The organism is Bacillus sp. GbtcB10 (assembly GCF_019091365.1).
Classification (GTDB): Bacteria; Bacillota; Bacilli; order Bacillales; family Bacillaceae; genus Bacillus; species Bacillus altitudinis.
Genome location: NZ_JAGXJP010000026.1, coordinates 1 through 395 on the forward strand (window position 1 = coordinate 1; position 395 = coordinate 395).

Genomic DNA, 395 nt, shown 5'->3' on the forward strand with positions numbered 1-395 from the left:
TGAAATTAAAAGCATTGTTGATAAAATTGTAAAAGAACTACAAGGTCGTCTAGCTGACCGTCACATTACAGTAGAATTAACAGATGCAGCAAAAGAATTTGTTGTGGAAGCTGGTTTCGACCCAATGTACGGAGCTCGTCCATTAAAACGATACGTACAACGTCAAGTGGAAACGAAATTAGCACGAGAATTAATTGCAGGAACAATTACTGACAATAGTCACGTAGTTGTTGATGTAGAAAATAACGAATTAGTCGTTCATGTGAAGTAAAACAAAAAAGAGTTCGGATAAAATCCGGACTCTTTTTTTAGTGTTGTTCTACTGGCTCGTTTGGAATTGCAGCTGCAATTGCTAGTACGAATACTGCAAGAACAACTGAGAAAATAGACGCTTG

At 37.2% G+C, this 395-nt stretch carries 2 pseudogenes; one reads left to right on the plus strand and one right to left on the minus strand.

Going from position 1 to position 395, the window contains the following annotated elements:
* Window positions 1–271, plus strand: a pseudogene (locus KVT11_RS19555) (type VI secretion system ATPase TssH); the annotation flags it as partial.
* 37 nt (window positions 272–308) lie between these two features.
* On the opposite strand, the pseudogene KVT11_RS19560 reads toward KVT11_RS19555, so the two are convergent.
* A pseudogene (locus KVT11_RS19560) lies at window positions 309–395 on the minus strand (YjzD family protein); the annotation flags it as partial.